This is a genomic window from Pseudomonas sp. PS02303, assembly GCF_029959925.1.
GTDB lineage: Bacteria > Pseudomonadota > Gammaproteobacteria > Pseudomonadales > Pseudomonadaceae > Aquipseudomonas > Aquipseudomonas mandelii.
Genome location: NZ_JASCOM010000022.1, coordinates 1 through 15,446, shown reverse-complemented (window position 1 = coordinate 15,446; position 15,446 = coordinate 1). Strand labels below are relative to the sequence as shown.

14 protein-coding genes are annotated in these 15,446 nt (G+C 59.3%); 12 read left to right on the top strand and 2 right to left on the bottom strand.

What is annotated here, in order from left to right; all coding sequences use genetic code 11:
- Positions 1-264: 264 nt before the first annotated feature.
- From QMX98_RS08600 to QMX98_RS08575, 6 genes are all read left to right on the top strand, one after another.
- On the top strand, positions 265-1,233 hold the full coding sequence (locus QMX98_RS08600) for a glycosyltransferase family 2 protein (RefSeq protein WP_010462173.1): 969 nt from the start codon (positions 265-267) through the stop codon (positions 1,231-1,233).
- A gap of 3 nt (positions 1,234-1,236) precedes the next feature.
- Positions 1,237-1,947, top strand: coding sequence for a methyltransferase domain-containing protein (locus tag QMX98_RS08595; RefSeq protein WP_282410565.1), 711 nt, complete (start codon positions 1,237-1,239; stop codon positions 1,945-1,947).
- Entirely contained in the window at positions 1,944-2,330 is a 387-nt protein-coding gene (locus QMX98_RS08590) for a GtrA family protein (RefSeq protein WP_010462169.1), read from the top strand. The genes QMX98_RS08595 and QMX98_RS08590 overlap by 4 nt, the downstream gene beginning before the upstream one ends.
- Positions 2,327-4,441: a DUF6311 domain-containing protein gene (locus tag QMX98_RS08585; protein WP_282410564.1), complete on the top strand. Its 2,115-nt coding sequence runs from the start codon at positions 2,327-2,329 to the stop codon at positions 4,439-4,441. The genes QMX98_RS08590 and QMX98_RS08585 overlap by 4 nt, the downstream gene beginning before the upstream one ends.
- Before the next feature lie 72 nt (positions 4,442-4,513).
- The gene (locus QMX98_RS08580) at positions 4,514-5,440 is read left to right on the top strand and encodes a LysR substrate-binding domain-containing protein (RefSeq protein ID WP_282410563.1); all 927 of its coding nucleotides are present in this window, start codon (positions 4,514-4,516) and stop codon (positions 5,438-5,440) included.
- Positions 5,441-5,497: 57 nt separating this feature from the next.
- The gene (locus QMX98_RS08575) at positions 5,498-5,863 is read left to right on the top strand and encodes a 5-carboxymethyl-2-hydroxymuconate Delta-isomerase (RefSeq protein WP_010462163.1); all 366 of its coding nucleotides are present in this window, start codon (positions 5,498-5,500) and stop codon (positions 5,861-5,863) included.
- Positions 5,864-5,866: 3 nt separating this feature from the next.
- On the opposite strand, the gene QMX98_RS08570 is transcribed toward QMX98_RS08575, so the two are convergent.
- Positions 5,867-6,802, bottom strand: a complete 936-nt coding sequence (locus QMX98_RS08570; protein ID WP_077750029.1) for a LysR family transcriptional regulator — start codon at positions 6,800-6,802, stop codon at positions 5,867-5,869.
- A gap of 227 nt (positions 6,803-7,029) precedes the next feature.
- The gene (locus tag QMX98_RS08565) at positions 7,030-8,223 is read right to left on the bottom strand and encodes a cyanate transporter (RefSeq protein ID WP_282410562.1); all 1,194 of its coding nucleotides are present in this window, start codon (positions 8,221-8,223) and stop codon (positions 7,030-7,032) included.
- Positions 8,224-8,738: 515 nt separating this feature from the next.
- Between QMX98_RS08565 and QMX98_RS08560 the strand changes: the two genes are divergently transcribed.
- From QMX98_RS08560 to QMX98_RS08535, 6 genes are all read left to right on the top strand, one after another.
- A complete protein-coding gene (locus QMX98_RS08560; RefSeq protein ID WP_077750027.1) occupies positions 8,739-10,121 on the top strand; it encodes a glutamine synthetase family protein in 1,383 nt (460 codons plus the stop codon).
- Positions 10,122-10,299: 178 nt separating this feature from the next.
- Positions 10,300-11,949, top strand: a complete 1,650-nt coding sequence (locus QMX98_RS08555; RefSeq protein WP_282410561.1) for a phosphoethanolamine--lipid A transferase — start codon at positions 10,300-10,302, stop codon at positions 11,947-11,949.
- Positions 11,950-12,022: 73 nt separating this feature from the next.
- The gene (locus tag QMX98_RS08550) at positions 12,023-12,685 is read left to right on the top strand and encodes a class I SAM-dependent methyltransferase (RefSeq protein WP_010462153.1); all 663 of its coding nucleotides are present in this window, start codon (positions 12,023-12,025) and stop codon (positions 12,683-12,685) included.
- 123 nt (positions 12,686-12,808) lie between these two features.
- Positions 12,809-13,942 carry a ribonuclease D gene (rnd, locus tag QMX98_RS08545; RefSeq protein WP_010462151.1) on the top strand — a complete coding sequence of 378 codons (1,134 nt, stop codon included), beginning with the start codon at positions 12,809-12,811 and terminating at the stop codon, positions 13,940-13,942.
- Positions 13,939-14,232: a YcgL domain-containing protein gene (locus QMX98_RS08540; protein WP_007898694.1), complete on the top strand. Its 294-nt coding sequence runs from the start codon at positions 13,939-13,941 to the stop codon at positions 14,230-14,232. The genes rnd and QMX98_RS08540 overlap by 4 nt, the downstream gene beginning before the upstream one ends.
- Positions 14,233-14,352: 120 nt before the next feature.
- Positions 14,353-15,285: a D-2-hydroxyacid dehydrogenase gene (locus tag QMX98_RS08535; RefSeq protein ID WP_010462145.1), complete on the top strand. Its 933-nt coding sequence runs from the start codon at positions 14,353-14,355 to the stop codon at positions 15,283-15,285.
- The last annotated feature ends 161 nt before the right edge of the window (positions 15,286-15,446 follow it).

Below are 15,446 nucleotides of genomic sequence, written 5' to 3'. Positions count from 1 at the left end.
GCGATGGGTCATCGCGACAACCTGTGTGTCGCATCGGGGGCAAGCCTAGCGGAGCTGGGTTTTTTGGCCATCAGGCATTTGTTTCCAGGCATTTGAAAATATTTCAGCCCGCGCTACCGGGTCGGTGTGGATGGCCAAAACCCCCGCAGTTTCGCCCTTGCATCACCTCCCTCGGTCCTGCTTAATACGACACGGCTCATGGCGTCGAGCAGCTGTCGACGACCTCGGATTGTAGAAAAATCACTATAAAAAAAGAGCAATCAATTGACTCATCAGCACGGAACGCAACTGACCGGGCATGTGCAGCTTTCGCTCGTGATACCGGTTTTCAATGAGGCGGCGACCATTGATTTGTTCATCGCGCGGATCACTGACGTCTTCAAGGATGAAACGCTGATCGGTCTGGAAATGGTGTTCGTCAACGACGGCAGCACCGACACCACGCTCGACCTGCTGCTGGAGCGCCAACAGACCGATTCGCGCCTGCGCATCGTCGATCTGAGCCGCAATTTCGGCAAGGAAGCGGCCCTGACCGCCGGCTTGCAGACCGCCACCGGCCAGGTGGTGGTGCCGATCGACGTCGATTTGCAGGACCCGCCTGAAGTGATCCTCGAGATGATCGCCCTTTGGCGTGAAGGCTATGAAGTGGTGCTGGGTCATCGTGTGAGCCGCAAGACCGACTCCTGGGCCAAGCAAACCTCGGCCAACTGGTTTTATCGCCTGCACAACAAAATCGCTGAGCAACATCTGCCGGAAAACGTCGGCGATTTTCGGCTGATGGACCGTTGTGTGGTGGATGCCCTGCAAACCCTGCCCGAGTCCCGGCGCTTCATGAAAGGCCTGTTTGCCTGGGTCGGGTTTCGCACGACGCATGTGAACTACGAGCGCCTTGAACGGGTGGCGGGGGCGAGCAAGTTCAACGGCTGGCGGTTGTGGAACTTCGCGCTGGAAGGCATCACCAGTTTCAGCACCGAACCGCTGCGCATCTGGACGTATCTGGGGCTGTTCGTCTCGCTGATCTCGTTCTCGTTTGCCATTTTCATCATCTTGCGAACCTTGATCTCCGGTGTCGATTTGCCGGGTTATGCGTCGCTGATGGTCGCCGTCACGTTTCTGGGCGGCCTGCAATTGATCGGCATCGGCGTGCTGGGTGAATACCTGGGCCGCACGTATATCGAGTCAAAACGCCGCCCGGTGTATCTGGTGCGGCGCGTCTACGACCCGAAGGACTGAACCATGGATCTCAAGGAAACCGACATCCTCGGTTCGAGCATCGACCAGCACTGGTATTACGCCTCCAAAGCGGCGGCCACCACGCGAATGCTGGGTAACACGCCGGTCACAAGGATTCTCGACGTAGGCGCAGGCTCCGGATTCTTTTCCCACCATTTGCTGAGGCATTCGGCGGCCCGTGAAGCCTGGTGCGTCGACATCAGTTACGACCAGGATTCGGACGCCACCACCGCCGGTAAACCGGTGCATTACCGTCGCGGCATCGACTCGGTGGATGCCGATCTGGTGCTGCTGATGGATGTGCTGGAACATGTCGATGACGACGTGGGGTTGCTCAAGGCTTACGTCGATAAAGTCCCCTCCGGCAGCCGTTTCCTGATGACGGTGCCAGCGTTCCAGTTTCTCTGGAGCGGGCACGATGACTTCCTGGAACACAAGCGCCGCTACACCTTGGCGCAGCTGGAAACGGTGGCCCGGGACGCCGGTTTGAACGTGAAACAGGGGGCTTACTACTTCGGCCTGGTGTTCCCGATTGCTGCGACCCTGCGCTTGTTGCCCAAGGGCGCACAACCGTCGCCACCACGCTCGCAACTCAAGCAGCACCACCCACTGGTGAATACGGTTTTGAAGATGCTGTGCAGCGTCGAACTGCCCTTCATGGGCGCGAATCGTCTGGCCGGATTGACCGTGTTTGTCCTGGCGCAGAAGCCGTGACGTCAGCCGAAAAATCCGCCCTGATCCAGCGAGGCCTGCGTTTTGCCGTGACCGGGTTGTTCGTCACGGCCCTGCATGCGCTGGTCGCCGTGTTGTTCATCCATTACGTGCTGCCTCTACCACCCTTGGCCAACGGCGCGGCGTTTGCCGTGGCGACCGTGGTGTCTTACCTGATCAATACCACGTGGAGCTTTTCCGCCCGTTTGCACGGCAAAACGCTGCTGCGCTTCATGATGGTTTCAGCTGCCGGATTCCTGCTGGCGATGCTGGTGGCCTGGGCTGCGCAAATGGCCGGGCTGCATTATTTGCTGGGGATTGGCGCGGTGGCGCTGACTCTTCCGGCCTTCACCTTTGTATTGCATAACTTCTGGACGTATCGATGAAGGATTTCGCTAGACGCCTGCCACTCAACCTCTTGCCGCTGTTGATCGGTGTTGTGGCCTTTTTCCTCATCATCGGGCCACGGGCGCTGAACCCGCAAAACATTGCGTGGCTGGGCAATGGCGATCCGGCGACCCATTACCTGGGATGGGCTTTTTTCCGGCAGTCGCCGTGGACTTTTCCCATAGGGCTCAATCCTTCCTATGGAATGGAATTGGGCAATGGCATCATTTTCTCTGATTCCAATCCGCTGCTGGCCTTCCTGTTCAAACCGTTCGCCTCGCTGTTGCCGATGCCTTTTCAGTATTTTGGTCTCTGGCTCCTGACCTGCTTCGTCCTGCAGGCGTGGTTCGCCTGGAAACTGGTCGGGCTAATTTCTTCGCACGTCGGTGTACGGGCCGTGAGTACGGCGTTATTCCTTTTCGTTCCGCCGATGCTCATGCGCATGCCCTTTCATTTGTCCCTGGGTGGTCATTTTCTTGTTTTGGCCTCGTTGTACCTGGGGCTGCATCCGCAACTGCAGCGTCGACGTCTGTGCTGGGGGGCGTTGCTGGCGGCGGCCGCGTTGGTTCATGCTTACTTTTTGGCGATGGTTGCAGTGATCTGGATGGCCAATCTCGCTACCGGTTGGTCCAGGAAAGAACTGACGCTACGGTCGGCGTTAATCGAATTCATTACGCTGTTTTCGTTGGTCAGTTTTTGCTGTTGGCAGGCGGGGTATTTTTCGGTGGGCGGCGACAGCGCGATATCCGATGGTTTTGGCATGTACGCCATGAACCTGCTGTCACTGTTCGACTCAGGGAACTGGTCCTATTTACTGAAGGATCTGCCCGGTGTTCAAGGGTTCGGTGACGGCGAAGGGTTTGTCTTTCTCGGACTTGGGCTGATCACGCTGGGCATCTGTGCCGTGGTCGGTTTACTTCAAGGTCATACCGGCTTCAGGCAACAACTGGGGCGGCGCCCCTTTATACTGTTGGCGCTGGTGGGGCTGACTGTTTTCGCGATATCAAACCATGTGGCCATGGGCTTGCTGGAGTTCACCTATCCGCTGCCGCCGGTGGTGATTTCCATCGTCAACATCTTCCGCGCCTCGGGCCGGATGTTTTGGCCGGTGTACTACGCGATTATCTTCGCCATCCTTTTCCTCGTGATTCGCGCCAATACACCCCGCACCGCTGTGAGCTTGCTGTCACTGGCGCTACTGATTCAGGTGCTGGACACTCACGCCGGCTGGATGGTGGTTCGCAAGCAATTGATGATTGAACCCGCTACGAAGTGGGCATCGCCCATGGTCGATCCATTCTGGGAAAGTGCCGCGGCCCATTACCGGAACATTCGCTGGATTGTTCCGCAGAATCTCTCCCCGCACTGGATGGCGGTGGCTGATTTTGCCGGCGCCCATGGCATGGCAACGAATGCGGTTTACCTTGGGCGAATGGACACTGCCAATTGGAAACGCGCCGACCGGGAGACGGCTGATGTAATGGCCTCCGGGAAGTATGATGCCGACACTTTGTATTTGCTGGATGAGCGTGCGCTGCTCCAGGCCGTAATGAACGTCGATACCTCAAAGGATCTGTTCACCCGGATTGATGGCTTCACTGTGTTGGCTCCGGGCTGGAAACAGTGCAGTGAGTGCCTGCAGGCGGCCCCGCAAATTAACCCGGTGGAGCTGGTTCCGTCCGTTGAACCCGGACAAAAAACGCCATTCAGCTACGGCAGCAAGGGCAGGGCGCTGCTGGCCAAGGGGTGGTCCGATTCCGAACTTTGGGGTACCTGGTCCGAAGGTGCCAGCGCTGAAGTCATGTTCCGGGCTCCGGCGCCCGTGCATTCCTTGCATCTGGAGACCACGGCGTTTTTACCTCCAGGTCAAGCGAGACAGGGGGTTGTCATCAATATCAACGGCCTGCCGGCATTGAATGCCCAACTTGAGCAGGCCGATGGCAACATTATCGATGTGCGCCTCACCGCCGAGATGCAACAACGGGTATCGAGTCAGGGCGTGTTGAGTCTGCAATTGCAGTTTGCCGACGCCGTCAGCCCGAAACAATTCGGGATAGGACAGGACGAGCGAAAACTCGCGCTCGGATTGAAGACCTTGACGGTCAATTGAAAGCCAACGCAAGTAGACGCCCCCGTCGCGCCTTTCTAAACTGCCCGCAGTGTTGGGGAACGGGGGCAAGGAATGAATCGCAACGAACTGCGCAAGGCTGACATCAACCTGATGGTGGTGTTCGAAACGTTGATGCTTGAGCGCAACGTCACGCGTGTGGCTGAGAAGCTGTTTCTCGGCCAGCCGACCATCAGTGCCGCGCTTAACCGATTGCGAACGATGTTCAACGATCCGCTGTTCATTCGTGTCGGCCATCGCATGGAACCGACCGCGCGGGCCGAGGAAATCATCCTGCACCTGTCGCCGGCGCTGGACTCGTTGTCAGTGGCCCTTAGCCTGACCCACGATTTTGATCCGGCCAGCAGCACCATGACCTTTCGCATCGGGCTGTCGGATGACGTCGAGTTCGGCCTGTTGCCGCCGCTGCTGCGCACCTTGCGCCAGGAAGCGCCGAAGGTGGTGTTCGTGGTTCAGCATGTCGATTACTGGCGCATTCCCGACTTGCTGGCCTCCGGTGATATCACGGTCGGCATCAGCCAGACCCGCGGCCTGCCAGCCAATGCCAAACGCAAGTTGTTGCGGCACATCCAGCCGAGCATTTTGCGCGCCGATGCCTCGGACACCCCGCTGACCCTCGATGAATATTGCGCACGACCGCACGTGCTGGTGTCGCACACGGCCAACGTCAGTGGCTACGCTGATGAATGGCTGGCGGAGATCGGCCGCACGCGCCAAGTCGTGCTGTCGGTGCCGCAGTACAGTTCGTTGCCGGCCTTGCTCGCCGGCACCGACCTGATCGCCAGCCTGCCGGATTACGCCGCCGAGGCGATGGCCGCCTCGGGTCAGTTATTCAAGGAAGCCTTTCCGTTCAAGACCCCGACACTGGACTTGTCCATGGTCTGGCTCAGCCATGTCGATACCGATCCGGCCGAACGCTGGTTGCGCACGCGGCTGGAGGCGTTCATGAGTGAGCGCCTTGAATCGCCGCTGTCCAAATGAGTCGGACGACGCTGTGTTATATGTAGGTCCTTTCTGCACACTACCAGGAGCCAGACCATGCCCCACCTGCACATGGAATACACCGCCAACCTGCCTGAGCTTAACGCCGACGTGGCGTTGATTCGGCTCAATAATGCCTTGGTGGCTTCCGGTCAGTTTGCTGCGGAGTTCGATATCAAGAGCCGTGCGGTGAAGGTCGAGACGTTCAAGATCGGCACGGCGATGGGGGAGCGGGCGTTTGTGCATGTGAAGCTGGCGCTGCTGAGCGGTCGCTCGCCGCAGATCAAAAAACAGTTGTCCGAGAGCCTGCTGACCGTGGTGCAGGAACTGTGTGAATGGCCGTCGGGGGTTGAAGTCCAGTTGTGCGTGGAGATCCTCGACATCGACCGGGAGTCCTACACCAAGACGGCCATCGGCCACTGAGTTTCAGGCCATTTCCTGCTCGGCGCAGGCTTTGATCACCTGCTCGCGCAGCCACGTGTTGGCGCTGTCCTGATCGACACTTTGACTCCACTGCATGTCCAGGGTGAAACCCGGCAAGCCGTTGGGCGCTTCGCAGTGATTGAAGATCGCCTCGTTGGCCAGCAATTGCTGGATCCGGCGGGGCAACGTCAGAATGAAGTCAGTGCCGGTGATCATTTTCAGCGCCGCGCTGTAGCTGTTGGAGCGCGCGATAATCTGCCGTTTGTGCGCCTGTCGCGCCAGCCAGCCATCGACCATGTTGGTGGTGGAGGTCCACGGTGTCGGAAACACATGCCGGCGTTCGACAAACGCCTTCAGGCTTAAACGGGGTTCCAGTGGCGTGGCGCGTTTGTCGAAGACGCAGACCAGATCATCTTCGAGCAACAACCGGGATTTGAGGTCGCTGTGGCTGCGATGAAGATGGGGGCCAAAACAAATCACCAGGTCGAGGCTGCCATCGCGCAGGTCTTCGGCGGGGATGTCGGTTTCGAACTTGTGCATGTTGACCATCACCGGCAGGTCGGCGAAATCAAAGCTTTTCAACAGGCGCGGCAGGATCAACTGCTCGAAGTATTCCGGTGCGCAGATGTTGAACGTGACCGGTTGCAAGGTCGGGTCGAACGCCTGGGCGCCGGCATGGCAGAGGTTGATGCTTTCGAGGATCTTCAGCACGTGGGTGTACATGGTGCTGGCTTTGTAAGTGGGGCGCATACCCGTGCGGGTATTGATGAATAACTCGTCTTCAAAACTGGTGCGCAGTTTCTTCAGGCAGTAACTCACGGTGGACTGGCTGACGCACAGCGCCTCCGACACACCGGTGACGCTGCTTTGCTCATACACGGCGACAAACACCATGAGGTCTTGCATATCGAGCTTTCTAAGCAAGTTACTGTTCAGCATCCGTTCTGTCTCGCTGTGCTCCTTGCGCTGACTGTGCGCAAACGTGTGCGAACGATCCTAACGGAACGATGGTGCCAGGAGAATGCCCTGTAGGACGTTTCACAGTCACTTGTGGGACAGAAAATGTAACGAACACGACTTATGAATTTAATCCCACAAAACATGGCCGAAGGCCTTTACCCATGAGCGGTGGCAGGCACCGTGCGACAAGGTGTTGGACAACGTGCTCAGGTAGCGCCAGGAAATTGCCGGGCGTAATGCCGCGGATTGAAACGCAGGGCGATCAGGATCATCAGCGCCATGACACCGGTCAGGCACCACCAGGCCGATTCGAAGCTGCCCGACCGATCTCGGACCATCCCGGCCATCAGCGGCGAAAGACCGGCGATCAGGTAGCCGATGCCTTGTACGAAGGCCGTCAGCCCGCCGGCGCGTTGCGGGTTGTCGAGATGATCCAGCGACACAATCAGGCTCATCGGGAACAGACCGCCGATGCCCAGCCCCAACAGGCACGGCCACAGCAGGCTGAAGTGTTGCGGGCTGAGGATCAGCCCACAGAAACCGGCCATGATCAGCGCCAGCAACACCACCAGCACCAGGCGTCGGTCACGGCTGCGGTTGGCGATGGCGGGGGTCACCAGCCCGGACAGCACTTCCATGGCCGTCAAGAAGCCCAGCAGCAAACCGGCGTTTTGTTCGCTCCAGCCCTTTTCCACGTAGTACGGCGCCAGCCAGGCCAGCACACAGGTGTAGGAAGCAGTGCCCAAACCGAAGAAGACGGCGAGTAACCAGGCGCGGGAATGAGTGAGGAACGATGTGTTGTGTGGTGCGAGTACCGTTGGCGCCGATGTCCCCGTACGGCCCAGGCCCCAGAACAGCAATGCCACCAGGGCCAGCGCGGCCCAGATTGCCAGGCCCGCGCGCCAACTGCCGGTACGGGCCATCACCAGGGGCGCAAACGAGGCCGCTATCGCCGCACCGCCCATGATCGACGTCACGTAGAGCCCCATGCACACGGCAACGTTGTCGCTGAACCTGGATTTGATCAGCGCCGGCATCAATGCCTGGATCAGCGCAATACCGATGCCGGCCAGCATGGCGCTGAGGATCAGTTCGGCGGCCGAGTCCGCGAACAGCCGCGAGACCGTGGCCAGACCAATGATCGACAGTGAAATCACCACCGTGCGTTGTTCGCCAAGGCGTTGGCTGACGCTCAAGCCGAAGAACATCGCCAGCCCCATGGCCATGACCGGCAGCATGGTCAGTAGCGAGGCCAGGCTGAAACTCAACGGGATGTCCCCGCGAATGGCCGACAGCAAAGGCCCGACGGCCGCCATCGACGGACGCAGGTTCAGGGCGACGAGGAGGATGCTGACCATCAGCCAGAGGGCAGGGCGGGTAGTTGCGCGAACGTTTTCCATCAATCGGGCCTTGAAAAATCAGGAGCCGATTAGGCGCGCGAGGGCGGGAGGCCGCAAATCAGATAGTGCGCAGCGGTATTTAAAAATTAAATACCGGTGCCACACCGTGGATCCCCTGTTGGAGCGAGCCTGCTCGTGATAGCGGTGTTTCAATCGATGCATGTGCTGACTGACACGCCGCTATCGCGAGCAGGCTCGCTCCCACAGGGATCGGCGGTGTTTGGGAGAATGATTGTTTAGCCAGCCCACACCCAAAGTTCTTCAAATCCCGATTTAACGACCTGAGCGCCCGTGTGACGCTGCTGCTCATCTGTTTTCTGCGGTTATCTCTATGGACGGTTGTCCCGTCGCACTTCCCTCTGAATTAGCCTTCTGGGCGTTATGGCACTGCCGTCACGCACGCCCACCGGATGCCTGCCTTTCCCGTTGATTCTTCTGACAGGTCCCGCGCTGTGCGCCGGGATCAAACCGGCAGCGCCTGCGCGTTTGCCTGACGCGGAAACAAGAGAATTCCCATGAGTTGTGCCACGACCTCCTTCGCCACGAAGCAAGAAGCTTTGACCTTTCTCGAACAGAACCCGGATATCGAGATGTTCGAGCTGTTTATCCTCGACAACAATGGCGTGCCACGGGGCAAGTTGCTGCATCGTGATGAACTGCTGGCGGTGTACGAAAGCGGACGGCCGTTGCCGAGCACCATTCTCGGCCTGACCATCAACGGCGATGACGTGGAAAACTCAGGCCTGGTCTGGGACGTCGGCGACATCGATTGCCGGGCGTACCCGATCAGCGGCAGTCTGACGCGCATGCCGTGGCGGTTGATTCCGACGGCGGCGGTGCAGGTCAGCATGCACCCGAAGGAAGGCATGCCGGCGACGATTGCTGATCCACGGCATCTGCTGGCGAAGGTGATCGAAGGCTTGCAGGCCGACGGTTATTACCCGGTGATGGCGGCGGAGCTGGAGTTCTATTTGCTCGATCAACAACGCGACAGCAACGGTCGGCCGCAACCGGCGCGGGACGTCGATGGCGGGCGCCCGCGCTCGACGCAGGTCTACGGTTTGCGGGAGCTGGAGCAGATCGAGCCGTTTCTGGCAGATCTCTACAGTGCCTGCAAACTGCAGGGCATTCCGGCGCGCACGGCGATTTCCGAATACGCGCCGGGGCAAGTGGAAATCACCCTCGAACACCGCACCGATGCCCTACAGGCGATGGACGAAGCGGTGCGTTACAAGCGACTGGTCAAGGGTGTTGCGCATAAACACGGGATGGCCGCCTGCTTTATGGCCAAACCGTTCGATGACCTGGCGGGCACCGGCATGCACATGCACGTCAGCCTGGCGGACAAGGACGGCAACAACCTGTTCGCCAGCGAGTCCGCGGACGGCACGCCGCTGCTCAAACAAGCGGTCGGCGGCATGCTCAGTACCTTGCTCGATTCACTGCTGCTGTTCTGCCCGAACGCCAACTCCTACCGTCGATTCCAGACCAACAGCTATGCGCCGCTGGCAGCGACTTGGGGAGTGGACAACCGCACCGTGAGTTTGCGCGTACCCGGTGGCCCGGCGTTCTCGCGGCACATCGAGCATCGCATCTGCGGCGCCGACGCCAACCCGTATCTGGCCGCCGCAGCAATTCTGGCCGGCATCCATCGCGGCATTCGTGAACAGCTCGACCCGGGCGCGCCCGTGGAAGGCAATGGTTACGCCCAGGCCACGGAGTTGTTGCCAACCGATTGGCTGACCACCTTGCGGGCGCTGGAAGGTTCGACCTGGGCGCGTGAAGCGTTCGGCGCGGAATTCCTCGGCGTGTACCTGGCGGTGAAGCGCGCCGAGTATCGGCAATTCATGGGCGAAGTTGGCGAGCAGGACTGGCGTTGGTATTTGCATCAGGCCTGAACAAAAGCTGAACCATTCTCAAATAAGTAAAAGTACCGAGTGGATAACAGGAGCCAACTAATCGTTGGCTTCTTTTTCACAAAAAATTGATGGTTGGCTGCCTAAAGTTAGTGCTGTCACGGTAAATGAAATTTTCACATTTGCCATGAACACTTCTTTTCAGGAATAGCCCATCACTATGTTGAAGTTCAAACCCGTGCGCCCGGAGTGGGTGACACTGATTGCCAGCGCCTTTCTGCTGATTGGCTTTAATCTAGTACTCTGGCAGCGCTTGTTTGATATCACCGCCGCGGACGGTAAAGGCATCGTCATGCTTGTCGCCTTTGGCGTGATGATTCTGGCGGCCTTCAATATTGTGCTGACCTTTCTGGCGTTCCGCTACGTAATGAAGCCGGTCCTGATGCTGATGTTTATGGTCAGCGCGGGCGTGGCGTACTTCATGAGTCAATACGGTGTGCTGATTGACACCGGCATGTTGCGCAACTTCGCGCAAACCAACGCGACGGAAGTGCGTGACTTACTCTCACTGAAGTTGCTGGTCTATATTCTTCTGCTCGGTGTTTTGCCTTCATGGTTGTTGTGGAAAGTTCCGGTTGATTACCGCCGCTGGCACCGTGAGTTGGTAAGTAAGGCGCTGGTGAGTGTTGCTTCAGTTGCGGTGATCGGTGGTGTCGCGCTGGTGAACTATCAAGGGCTGTCTTCGTTGTTTCGCAATCACCATGAATTGCGCCTGATGGTGATACCGAGTAACTACATCGGTGCTTCGTTCGGCTTTCTGCGCGAGCAAGTAGTCTCTGCCCGGCAACCCTTCGTCAAGGTCGGTGAAGATGCCCAGCGAAATCCCGCCTGGCAAACCCACGGCCGTAAATCCCTGACAGTGCTGGTCGTCGGCGAAAGTGCCCGGGCCGAGAACTTCGGCATCCTCGGTTACGACCGCGACACCACCCCCAAACTGGACAAGGAACCCGGCCTGATCGCTTTCACCGACGTGCATTCCTGCGGCACGGAAACAGCCGTGTCCGTGCCGTGCATGTTCTCGAACATGGGCCGCAAGAATTACAACGCCAGCACCGCGAAGAATGAAGAGGGCTTGCTGGACGTGCTCAAGCGCGCCGGTCTCGACGTGATCTGGCGTGACAATCAATCGGGCTGTAAAGGCACGTGCGATCGGGTCACCCTCGATGACGTCAGCAACCTCAAGGACCCAGTGTTGTGCGCCAACAGTGAATGCCGCGACGAAATTCTCCTGCAAGGTCTGCAGCACTTCATCGATACGCTGGACAAGGACACCGTGCTGGTCCTGCACCAGATGGGCAGCCATGGCCCGGAATACTTCAAGCGTTACCCGAAAGAGTACGAACGCTTCACGCCCGTCTGTGAAAGCAACGCACTGAACAATTGCAGCCGCGAAAGTATCGTCAATGGCTACGACAACACGCTGGTGTACACCGACCACGTGCTGTCGACGTTGATTGATACGTTGCGCAGCAACCAGGACAAAGTCGATACCGCGATGGTTTACCTGTCGGACCACGGCGAGTCGCTGGGCGAGTACAACTTGTTCCTCCATGGCACGCCTTACATGCTGGCGCCGGAACAGCAGAAACGCGTGGCCATGCTGGCGTGGTTCTCCGACAGCTACCAAAAGTCGTTCTCGGTGGACACCCATTGCCTGCAACTGAGCCGCGACAAGCCGCTGAGCCAGGACAACTTGTTCCATTCGATGCTCGGTCTGCTGGAGGTCAACAGCAAAGTCTACGACCAGGGCCTGGATATGTTCGCGGGTTGCCGTGGCGCTGTGATCGACGGAGTGTTGGCCAAAGAGTAAGTGTGTCGACCTTTTTTTCACGGACCGGTCGTTAATCTGTGGCCGGTCTATTTCCTTACAAGAGTCATTGCACATGTCCGCGCAGCCCCCTTCCGCCATCGAGCTTGAGTTCGCCCGGCGCTACGATCAGGAACACGCCCGCGTCTGCCTTCAGCCGCGACCGCGTGGTCTGGCGGGGCGCATGGCGTTCTGGCGCGACGAGCAACTGGTGCGCAACGCGCTCAAGGTCGCCGGCGAACCGGGCCTGATGCTGGATGTGGCGTGCGGTGCCGGGCGTTACTGGCCGGTGTTGGCCGAGCACGCGAACCGGGTGATTCTCGCGTCCGACCCGTCGCAGGACATGCTCAACCACGCCCAGACACATCATTCGCAGAGTCTGCTCAAGCGAATCAAAACGTTCCAGAGTTCAGCCTTCACCCTCGGCTTGTCGGCGAACGCGGTCGACAGCATTTTTTGCATGCAACTGTTTCAGCATATCGACAGCCCGGAGCATCGGTTGGCCCTGCTGGCGGAGTTCCATCGTGTGAGTCGCGATACGGTGATTGTGGCGGTACGAGTCGATGCACATTTCAAGCTGCGCCGCCCAGGCACAACGGGCGCTCCCCCCCGGCAGCTGGCCGGCAAGGCCGAGGTCGAAGCCGAATTCAGGCTGGCGGGTTTCAGTTTGCTCAGTCATCAGGACTTCTTGCCCGGTTGTGCTCGGATGCGGGTCTATGTGCTGCGTAAGGTCGGTTAACCTCCGCTTGTCAGACATTTCTTGCCGTCTGGCAGGCATTTTCGCTAAAGCTCTTGTTCAGTGGATGCGCGGAAATCGCCGGGGGCGATATATACTGCGCGCCATTCTTCAAGGGAGAGCCGTGTGGCCATCGATATTCACTGGATTCGCGACAACGATAGCCTCGGTCAGTTTTGCGCCGAGTGGCAGCAGCTGCCATTCGTTGCCCTCGACACCGAATTCATGCGGGTCGACACCTTTTACCCGATCGCAGGCTTGCTGCAGATCGGTGATGGCGTACGCGCTTACCTGATTGACCCACTGACCATCGACAACTGGCAGCCTCTGGCCGCGTTGCTGGAAAACCCGGCCGTGGTCAAAGTCGTCCATGCGTGCAGCGAAGACCTCGAAGTATTGCTGCGTCTGACCGGCAGCCTGCCGGCGCCGCTGTTCGATACGCAACTGGCCGCCGCTTACCTGAACCTCGGCTTCTCGATGGGTTATTCGCGGTTGGTGCAGGAAGTGCTCGGCATTGACCTGCCCAAGGGCGAAACCCGTTCCGACTGGCTGCAACGTCCGCTCTCCGACACCCAGATCAGCTACGCCGCCGAAGATGCCTTGCACCTGGCGGAAGTTTTCATACAGCTGCGTCCGAAGCTGTCCGACGACAAGTACGCCTGGGTCCTGGAAGACGGCGCCGAGCTGGTGGCCAACCTGCGCCGCGAGATCGATCCCTACGAGGTCTATCGCGAAGCCAAGCTGGCCTGGAAGCTCTCCCGCGCCCAACTCGCCGTGTTGCGTGAACTCTGCGCCTGGCGTGAGCGTGAAGCCCGCGCCCGCGACCTGCCGCGCAATCGCATCGTCCGTGAACACTCGCTGTGGCCGTTGGCACGCACGCAACCGGACAACCTCGGCGCGCTGGCGAAAATCGAAGACATGCACCCGCGTACCGTGCGTCAGGACGGCGAATTTCTGCTTGATCTGATCAAGCGCTCTGGCAGTGTGTCGCCAGATCAATGGCCGCCCGCCGTGCCGGAGCCATTGCCGGTGGACGCCGCCAATCTGGTCAAACAGCTGCGTGCGATCGGCCAGGCCGAAGCCGAGCGCCTGAACATTGCGCCGGAGCTGATGCTGCGCAAGAAAACCCTGGAAGCGCTGCTCAAGAGCGGCTACCCCAACGGTCCTTACCAATTGCCTGATTCGCTGCGTGGCTGGCGCCGCGAATTGATGGGCCAGGCGCTGCTCGACAGCCTGGCCACCGCCGGAGAACAGCCTTGAAACGTATTTGCTCCATCTATCGAAGCCTGAAGAAAAACGAGATGTACCTCTATGTGCTCAAAAGCGATGCACTGGAGCGCGTCCCGGAAAGTCTGATGGCCGCCTTCGGCAAACCTCATCACGCTTTCGATCTGGTGCTGACCCCCGAGCGCAAACTGTCGCGCGAGGACATCACCGTGGTCCTGGAAAACCTTGAGAAGCAGGGCTACCACCTGCAAATGCCACCGGCCGAAGACGAATACATCGAACACTTGCCGGAAGAATTGCTGCGACGCAACGACCCGATGTGATCGGCAGACAGGCTCTGTTCAGAGTCTGTGTGAAACACTGGAATGATTTTGGCGATGGCCAGGGCGACGGAGCGAAACTCCGTCGGCGGCCGTTTGCTCTGTTTTCGAAAGGTTTGAACCATGCGCGTTCTGATTGCTGAACACGACCACCCCGTGTACGCCCAACTGTTGCGCCAGGCTGCGCCTGATCTGGAAGTGCTGACCAGCGGCGACTCCGCCGAACTGGCCAGCCAGGCGGCCGACTGCCCGATCTGGCTGGGTCAGCCGGACCTGTTGGCGAACCTGTTGCGCCAGGGCCACCAGCCACAATGGCTGCAATCGACCTGGGCCGGCATCACGCCGCTGCTGGCCGACGGTTTGCGCCGCGATTACCGGCTGACGCGTGCGGTGGGAATTTTTGGTCAGGTCATGGCCGAATACGTCCTGACCTACATGCTTGGCCACGAGCGCGAAGTGCTGGCGCGGTTGGTCAGCCAGGTCGAGCGCAAGTGGGACAGTCGTCAGGGCCAGAGCCTGGCGGGACGCAAGGTGTTGATCGTCGGCACCGGTGACATCGGTTTGACCGTGGCAAAGTTCCTCGTGCCATTTGGTGTTGAGCTGTACGGTATCGCCAGCGAAGCCCGCGAGCAGGCGCCGTTTGTTGAAGTCGGCGTGCTGGCGGACTTGCCACGGCTGGTCGGTGAAGTGGATTTCGTCATCAATCTGCTGCCCAACACCCCCAATACCCACGACTTGTACGACGCGGCGCTGTTCAAGCAGTTCAAGCCGACCGGGTTGTTCATCAATGTCGGGCGCGGCGTGGCCGTGGTCGACGCGGACCTGGTGGAAGCCTTGAAAGAAGGGCATCTGGCGGGCGCGGTCATCGACGTTTGCCGTCAGGAGCCGCTGCCGCAGCGTCATCCATTCTGGACCGCCTGGGGCCTGCTGCTGACCGGCCACAGCTCGGCACCGACCTCGCCATCAATGATGGTCAAGCTGTTTGTCGAAAACTTGCGGGCGTATCAGGCGGGCGAGGCGTTGCGCGGGGAAGTCGACTTCAACCGCGGCTACTGAACCCACCGCTCACTCGGACAGTGTGCAAAACCTGTGGGAGCGAGCCTGCTCGCGATAGCGGTGTGACAGTCAACGTTGATGTTGACTGTGACGGCCTCATCGCGCGCCGGCTCGCGCCCCCCAGGGGTGTGGTGTGTATCCACGTTTTTGTTTACACCCCG

Coding starts and splice junctions, on each gene's coding strand:
- QMX98_RS08595 (WP_282410565.1), top strand. CDS start 1,237: ATGGATCTCAAGGAAACCGACATCCTCGGTTCGAGCATCGACCAGCAC.
- QMX98_RS08585 (WP_282410564.1), top strand. CDS start 2,327: ATGAAGGATTTCGCTAGACGCCTGCCACTCAACCTCTTGCCGCTGTTG.
- QMX98_RS08580 (WP_282410563.1), top strand. CDS start 4,514: ATGAATCGCAACGAACTGCGCAAGGCTGACATCAACCTGATGGTGGTG.
- QMX98_RS08575 (WP_010462163.1), top strand. CDS start 5,498: ATGCCCCACCTGCACATGGAATACACCGCCAACCTGCCTGAGCTTAAC.
- QMX98_RS08570 (WP_077750029.1), bottom strand. CDS start 6,802: ATGCTGAACAGTAACTTGCTTAGAAAGCTCGATATGCAAGACCTCATG.
- QMX98_RS08565 (WP_282410562.1), bottom strand. CDS start 8,223: ATGGAAAACGTTCGCGCAACTACCCGCCCTGCCCTCTGGCTGATGGTC.
- QMX98_RS08560 (WP_077750027.1), top strand. CDS start 8,739: ATGAGTTGTGCCACGACCTCCTTCGCCACGAAGCAAGAAGCTTTGACC.
- QMX98_RS08555 (WP_282410561.1), top strand. CDS start 10,300: ATGTTGAAGTTCAAACCCGTGCGCCCGGAGTGGGTGACACTGATTGCC.
- QMX98_RS08550 (WP_010462153.1), top strand. CDS start 12,023: ATGTCCGCGCAGCCCCCTTCCGCCATCGAGCTTGAGTTCGCCCGGCGC.
- QMX98_RS08535 (WP_010462145.1), top strand. CDS start 14,353: ATGCGCGTTCTGATTGCTGAACACGACCACCCCGTGTACGCCCAACTG.